The organism is uncultured Streptococcus sp. (genome assembly GCF_915066115.1).
Classification (GTDB): domain Bacteria; phylum Bacillota; class Bacilli; order Lactobacillales; family Streptococcaceae; genus Streptococcus.
Genome location: NZ_CAJZDT010000105.1, coordinates 1 through 6,561 on the forward strand (window position 1 = coordinate 1; position 6,561 = coordinate 6,561).

The 6,561-nt window shown below is 40.9% G+C and carries 6 protein-coding genes; all 6 read left to right on the top strand.

Features of this window, described 5'->3' with window-relative positions; translation table 11 throughout:
• Position 1 precedes the first annotated feature (1 nt).
• The 6 genes from QZ565_RS07345 to QZ565_RS07370 all read left to right on the top strand — a co-directional run bounded on the left by QZ565_RS07345 (position 2) and on the right by QZ565_RS07370 (position 6,524).
• Positions 2 to 718, top strand: coding sequence for an ABC transporter ATP-binding protein (locus tag QZ565_RS07345; RefSeq protein ID WP_295527623.1), 717 nt, complete (start codon positions 2 to 4; stop codon positions 716 to 718).
• An 89-nt stretch (positions 719 to 807) separates the two neighbouring features.
• On the top strand, positions 808 to 2,568 hold the full coding sequence (gene dnaG, locus QZ565_RS07350) for a DNA primase (RefSeq protein WP_295527626.1): 1,761 nt from the start codon (positions 808 to 810) through the stop codon (positions 2,566 to 2,568).
• Between the two features lie 2 nt (positions 2,569 to 2,570).
• Entirely contained in the window at positions 2,571 to 3,680 is a 1,110-nt protein-coding gene (gene rpoD / locus QZ565_RS07355; RefSeq protein ID WP_000201903.1) for an RNA polymerase sigma factor RpoD, read from the top strand.
• 14 nt (positions 3,681 to 3,694) lie between these two features.
• Positions 3,695 to 4,024, top strand: coding sequence for a metal-sulfur cluster assembly factor (locus QZ565_RS07360; protein WP_000331925.1), 330 nt, complete (start codon positions 3,695 to 3,697; stop codon positions 4,022 to 4,024).
• A 115-nt stretch (positions 4,025 to 4,139) separates the two neighbouring features.
• Complete coding sequence (cpoA, locus tag QZ565_RS07365) at positions 4,140 to 5,183, top strand: alpha-galactosylglucosyldiacylglycerol synthase (protein WP_239822214.1); 1,044 nt, start codon at positions 4,140 to 4,142, stop codon at positions 5,181 to 5,183.
• A gap of 15 nt (positions 5,184 to 5,198) precedes the next feature.
• Positions 5,199 to 6,524 (top strand): glycosyltransferase family 4 protein, encoded by a 1,326-nt coding sequence (locus tag QZ565_RS07370; RefSeq protein WP_295527632.1) that lies wholly within the window; start codon positions 5,199 to 5,201, stop codon positions 6,522 to 6,524.
• Positions 6,525 to 6,561: the final 37 nt, after the last annotated feature.

Genomic DNA, 6,561 nt, shown 5'->3' on the forward strand with positions numbered 1-6,561 from the left:
CCTGACAGGAGGCTATGTTCACGTCCCTGTCTTAAAGGATGTATCTTTTACAGTTGAAAGTGGGAAATTAGTTGGTTTGATTGGACTAAATGGTGCTGGTAAATCAACTCTTTTTAACACTATTGCTGGAACCTTATCACTAACCAGTGGGACAATTCGTATCTTAGGTGAAGATGTTACCAAATTTTCACCAGAGAAGAGAGCCAAGTATCTGTCTCGTGTTTTCCAAGATCCCAAGATGGGGACAGCTCCTCGTATGACAGTAGCTGAAAATCTTTTGATTGCCAAGTTTCGTGGTGAAAAGCGTGGATTGTTACCAAGACGTCTGGCTAGCTATAAGGATGAGTTTCAGACGACTATTGAAAAAGTAGGAAACGGTCTTGAGAAACATTTGAACACACCGATTGAGTTCTTATCAGGTGGACAAAGACAGGCCTTGAGCCTCTTGATGGCAACCTTGAAGCGTCCTGAATTACTCTTGTTGGACGAGCATACTGCAGCCCTGGATCCAAAGACCAGTGTGGCACTCATGGAATTGACAGATGAATTTGTCAAGAAAGATCAGTTGACAGCACTTATGATTACCCACCACATGGAAGATGCTCTCAAATATGGCAATCGTTTAATTGTCATGAAAGAAGGACGAATTATCCAAGATTTGAACCAAGAAGAAAAAGCAAAAATGAAAATCTCTGATTATTATCAACTCTTTGAATAAAGTAGGGAAAATGAGTGAAATGGTTTACTTTTTTTCTGAAATAAAGTATACTATATAAAGTAAACTATGATAACATGGAGGTATTGTGTATGGTTGACAAACAAGTCATTGAAGAAATCAAAAACAATGCCAACATTGTGGAAGTCATAGGAGATGTGATTTCTTTACAAAAGGCAGGACGGAACTATCTAGGGCTCTGTCCTTTTCATGGTGAAAAAACACCTTCTTTCAACGTTGTAGAGGACAAGCAGTTTTACCACTGTTTTGGTTGTGGTCGCTCAGGTGACGTCTTTAAGTTCATCGAGGAGTACCAAGGGGTTCCCTTTATAGAGGCTGTCCAAATCTTAGGTCAGCGTGTTGGGATAGAGGTGGAAAAACCGTTTTATAGTGAGCAGAATCCAGCCTCGCCTCATCAAGCTCTTTATGATATGCACGAAGATGCAGCCAAATTTTATCATGCTATTCTCATGACAACGACCATGGGGGAGGAGGCCAGAAACTACCTTTATCAGCGTGGTTTGACAGATGAAGTGCTCAAGCATTTTCGGATTGGTTTAGCACCTCCAGAACGAAACTATCTCTATCAACGTTTGTCTGGTCAGTATCGTGAAGAGGATTTCCTGGATTCAGGGCTATTTTACCTCTCAGATGCCAATCAATTTGTAGACACCTTTCACAATCGGATTATGTTTCCCTTGACCAATGATCAGGGAAAGGTCATTGCCTTCTCAGGTCGTATCTGGCAGAAAACGGATTCACAAACTTCTAAGTATAAAAATAGCCGATCGACTGCAATTTTTAACAAAAGTTACGAATTATATCATATGGATAGGGCAAAAAAATCTTCTGGTAAAGCCAGTGAGATTTACCTCATGGAAGGGTTCATGGATGTCATTGCAGCCTATCGGGCTGGAATCGAAAATGCTGTGGCGTCTATGGGAACGGCCTTGAGTCGTGAGCATGTTGAGCATCTGAAAAGGTTAACCAAGAAGTTGGTTCTTGTTTACGATGGCGATAAGGCTGGGCAAGCTGCGACATTGAAAGCTTTGGATGAAATTGGCGATATGCCTGTGCAAATCGTTAGTATGCCTGATAACTTGGATCCAGATGAGTATCTACAAAAAAATGGACCAGAAGACTTGGCCTATCTATTAACGAAAACTCGTATTAGTCCGATTGAGTTTTACATTCACCAGTACAAACCTGAAAATAGTGAAAATCTGCAGGCCCAGATTGAGTTTATTGAAAAAATAGCTCCCTTGATTGTTCAAGAAAAGTCTATCACTGCTCAAAACAGTTATATTCATATTTTAGCTGATAGTCTGGCGTCTTTTGATTATGCGCAGATTGAGCAGATTGTGAATGAGAGTCGACAGGCGCAAAGACAGAATCGCATGGAAGGAATTTCCAGACCGACGCCAATTACCATGCCTGTCACCAAGCAGTTATCGGCTATTATGAGGGCAGAAGCTCATCTACTTTATCGAATGATGGAATCTCCCCTTATTTTGAATGATTACCGTTTGCGAGAAGATTTTGCATTTGACACACCTGAATTTCAGGTCTTATATGACTTGCTTGGTCAGTATGGCAATCTTCCTCCCGAAGTTTTAGCAGAACAGACAGAGGAAGTTGAAAGAGCTTGGTACCAAGTTTTAGCTCAGGATTTACCTGATGAGATGTCACCTCAGGAACTTAGTGAAGTAGAGATGACTCGAAACAAGGCTCTCTTGAATCAGGACAATATGAGAATCAAAAAGAAGGTGCAGGAAGCGAGCCATGTAGGAGATACAGACACAGCCCTAGAAGAATTGGAACGTTTAATTTCCCAAAAGAGAAGAATGGAGTAATAATGGCAACAAAACAAAAAGAAGTAACAACATTTGACGTACAAGTAGCAGAATTTATCCGTAATCATAAACAAAAAGGGACAGCAACTGATGATGAAATCAATGCTAGTCTGGTGATTCCTTTTACCTTGGATGCTGATGGGATTGAAGATCTCTTGCAACGAATTCAGGATGCAGGGATTTCTATCACAGATAACGAAGGAAATCCGAGTGCTCGTGTTCTTAGCACTGAAGAAGAACCAGAACTCAGCGATGAGGACTTGATTGGGTCAACTTCGGCTAAGGTCAACGACCCTGTTCGTATGTACTTGAAAGAAATTGGTGTCGTGCCTCTCTTGACCAATGAAGAGGAAAAAGAATTAGCACTAGCAGTTGAAGCTGGCGATATCGAAGCCAAACAACGTCTTGCGGAAGCCAACCTTCGTTTGGTTGTTTCTATAGCAAAACGTTATGTCGGACGTGGTATGCAGTTCCTTGACTTGATTCAAGAAGGGAACATGGGCTTGATGAAGGCGGTTGATAAGTTTGACTATTCTAAAGGATTCAAGTTTTCAACTTATGCAACTTGGTGGATTCGTCAGGCTATCACTCGTGCCATTGCGGATCAAGCTCGTACCATCCGTATCCCAGTTCACATGGTTGAAACCATCAATAAATTGGTTCGTGAACAGCGTAATCTCCTTCAAGAATTGGGGCAAGATCCAACACCTGAGCAAATCGCTGAACGTATGGATATGACACCTGACAAGGTTCGTGAAATCTTGAAGATTGCCCAAGAACCGGTATCCCTTGAAACTCCTATCGGTGAAGAGGATGATAGCCACCTTGGAGACTTTATCGAAGATGAAGTGATTGAAAATCCAGTGGACTACACAACTCGTATCGTCTTGCGTGAGCAGTTGGATGAGGTCTTGGATACTCTTACAGACCGTGAAGAAAATGTTCTGCGTCTGCGTTTTGGGCTAGATGATGGTAAAATGCGTACTCTTGAAGATGTGGGTAAAGTCTTTAACGTGACTCGTGAGCGTATCCGTCAGATTGAGGCCAAGGCTTTGAGAAAATTGCGTCAACCAAGTCGCAGCAAACCCCTTCGTGATTTTATTGAAGACTAAGAGTGAGGAAAAATATGGCTTATACAGAAGAGCAAATTGAAAATATCAAAACAAGAATTTTATCAGCCTTGGAAGAAGTCATCGACCCTGAGTTGGGAATCGATATTGTTAATCTTGGTTTGATTTATGAGATTCGTTTCGATGGCGACACAGGTCAAACAGAGATTGATATGACTTTGACAACCATGGGTTGTCCCCTAGCAGACCTTTTGACGGACCAGATTTATGATGCTATGACAGAGGTACCAGAAGTAACGGATACTGAGGTTAAATTAGTCTGGTATCCAGCCTGGACAGTTGAAAAAATGAGTCGCTATGCACGCATTGCCCTAGGCATTAAGTAAACATACAATAGCATGTGAGAGATTATTGGAAAAGCGAGGAAATTTCCCCCTCTTTTCCTCTAGTCTCTCCTTTCTTTTGCTGATTTTATTCAAAGAAAATGATATAATAGTAGTTATGGAAAAAAAGAAATTACGCATCAATATGTTAAGTTCAAGTGAGAAAGTAGCAGGACAAGGAGTTTCAGGTGCTTACCGTGAATTGGTTCGTCTTCTTCACCGTGATGCCAAGGACCAATTGATTGTTACAGAAAATCTTCCAATCGAGGCAGATGTGACTCACTTTCATACGATTGATTTCCCCTATTATTTATCAACATTCCAAAAGAAACGCTCAGGGAGAAAAATTGGCTACGTGCATTTCTTACCTGATACACTTGAGGGGAGTTTGAAAATTCCATTTTTCTTAAAGGGAATTGTTAAACGCTATGTATTTTCTTTTTACAACCGGATGGAGCACTTGGTTGTGGTTAATCCTATGTTTATCGAGGATTTGGTGGCAGCTGGTATTCCACGTGAAAAAGTGACCTATATTCCTAACTTTGTCAATAAGGAAAAATGGCATCCTCTTCCACAAGAAGAGGTAGCGAGTCTGCGAACAGAGCTAGGTCTTAGTGACAATCAGTTTATCGTAGTAGGTGCTGGTCAAGTTCAGAAACGCAAAGGGATTGATGATTTTATCCGTCTGGCTGAGGAATTGCCTCAGATTACCTTTATCTGGGCTGGTGGTTTCTCTTTTGGTGGCATGACAGATGGTTATGAGCGCTACAAGAAAATAATGGAAAATCCCCCTAAAAATTTGATTTTTCCAGGTATCGTGTCACCAGAGCGGATGCGCGAATTGTATGCCTTAGCAGATCTTTTCTTGTTGCCTAGTTACAATGAACTTTTTCCGATGACTATTCTAGAAGCTGCCAGTTGTGAGGCTCCTATTATGCTACGTGATTTGGATCTTTATAAGGTGATTTTAGAGGGAAATTATCGGGCGACAGCAGATAGAGAAGAGATGAAAGAAGCTATTCTGGAATATCAAGCGAATCCTGCTGCTTTAAAAGATTTGAAAGAAAAAGCTAAGAATATTTCTAGAGAGTATTCAGAAGAGCATCTGTTACAAATCTGGTTGGACTTTTATGAGAAACAAGCCGCTTTAGGGAGAAAGTAAAAAGTGAGGTAATCTATGCGAATTGGTTTATTTACAGATACCTATTTTCCTCAGGTTTCTGGTGTTGCGACCAGTATTCGAACCTTGAAAACAGAACTTGAAAAGCAGGGACATGCTGTTTTTATCTTTACAACGACAGATAAGGATGTCAATCGCTACGAAGATTGGCAAATTATCCGCATTCCAAGTGTTCCTTTCTTTGCTTTTAAGGATCGCCGCTTTGCCTATCGAGGATTCAGCAAGGCGCTTGAAATTGCTAAACAATATCAGCTAGATATTATTCACACTCAGACAGAATTTTCTCTTGGCTTGTTGGGGATTTGGATTGCGCGTGAATTGAAGATTCCAGTCATCCATACCTATCACACCCAGTACGAAGACTATGTGCATTATATTGCTAAGGGGATGTTGATTCGTCCGAGTATGGTCAAGTACTTAGTCAGAGGTTTCCTGCACGATGTGGATGGAGTCATTTGCCCGAGTGAGATTGTCCGTGACTTGCTATCTGACTATAAAGTTAAGGTTGAAAAGCGGGTTATTCCAACTGGTATTGAGTTAGCTAAGTTTGAGCGTCCGGAAATAAAGCAGGAAAATTTGACAGAACTGCGTAGTAAACTAGGGATTCAAGATGATGAAAAGATGTTGCTTAGTCTTTCCAGAATTTCTTATGAAAAAAATATTCAAGCAGTATTAGCAGCTTTTGCAGAAGTTTTGAAAGAAGAAGACAAGGTTAAACTGGTTGTTGCTGGGGATGGGCCTTATCTGAATGATCTTAAAGAGCAAGCCCAGAAACTAGAGATTCGAGACTCGGTTATCTTTACAGGAATGATTGCTCCTAGTGAGACGGCTCTTTACTATAAGGCAGCAGATTTCTTCATCTCGGCCTCAACAAGTGAAACGCAGGGTTTGACATACTTGGAAAGCTTGGCCAGTGGAACGCCTGTCATTGCTCACGGAAATCCTTATCTGGACAATCTTATCAATAACAAGATGTTTGGAACTTTATATTACGGCGAGCATGATTTGGCTGGAGCTATTTTAGAAGCTCTGATTGCAACGCCAGATATGAATGAGCATATCTTATCAGCGAAATTATACGAGATTTCAGCTGAGAACTTTGGGAAACGAGTGCATGAGTTTTATCTGGATGCCATTATTTCAAATAACTTCCAGAAAGATTTAGCAAAAGATGACACGGTCAGCCAGCGTATCTTTAAGACAGTTTTGTATTTACCACAACAGGTGGTTGCTGTACAGGTAAAAGGCTCTAGACGCATGCTGAAGGCTTCAAAAACACAGTTGATCAGCATAAGAGATTATTGGAAAGACCATGAAGAATAGAAAGAGGAATAGCTATGCAAAAACAATTAATGAGAAG

What these genes read in the sequence shown, in the direction of transcription:
- cpoA (WP_239822214.1), top strand. Translation starts at nt 4,140, where the DNA reads ATGGAAAAAAAGAAATTACGCATCAATATGTTAAGTTCAAGTGAGAAA.
- rpoD (WP_000201903.1), top strand. Translation starts at nt 2,571, where the DNA reads ATGGCAACAAAACAAAAAGAAGTAACAACATTTGACGTACAAGTAGCA.
- dnaG (WP_295527626.1), top strand. Translation starts at nt 808, where the DNA reads ATGGTTGACAAACAAGTCATTGAAGAAATCAAAAACAATGCCAACATT.
- QZ565_RS07360 (WP_000331925.1), top strand. Translation starts at nt 3,695, where the DNA reads ATGGCTTATACAGAAGAGCAAATTGAAAATATCAAAACAAGAATTTTA.
- QZ565_RS07370 (WP_295527632.1), top strand. Translation starts at nt 5,199, where the DNA reads ATGCGAATTGGTTTATTTACAGATACCTATTTTCCTCAGGTTTCTGGT.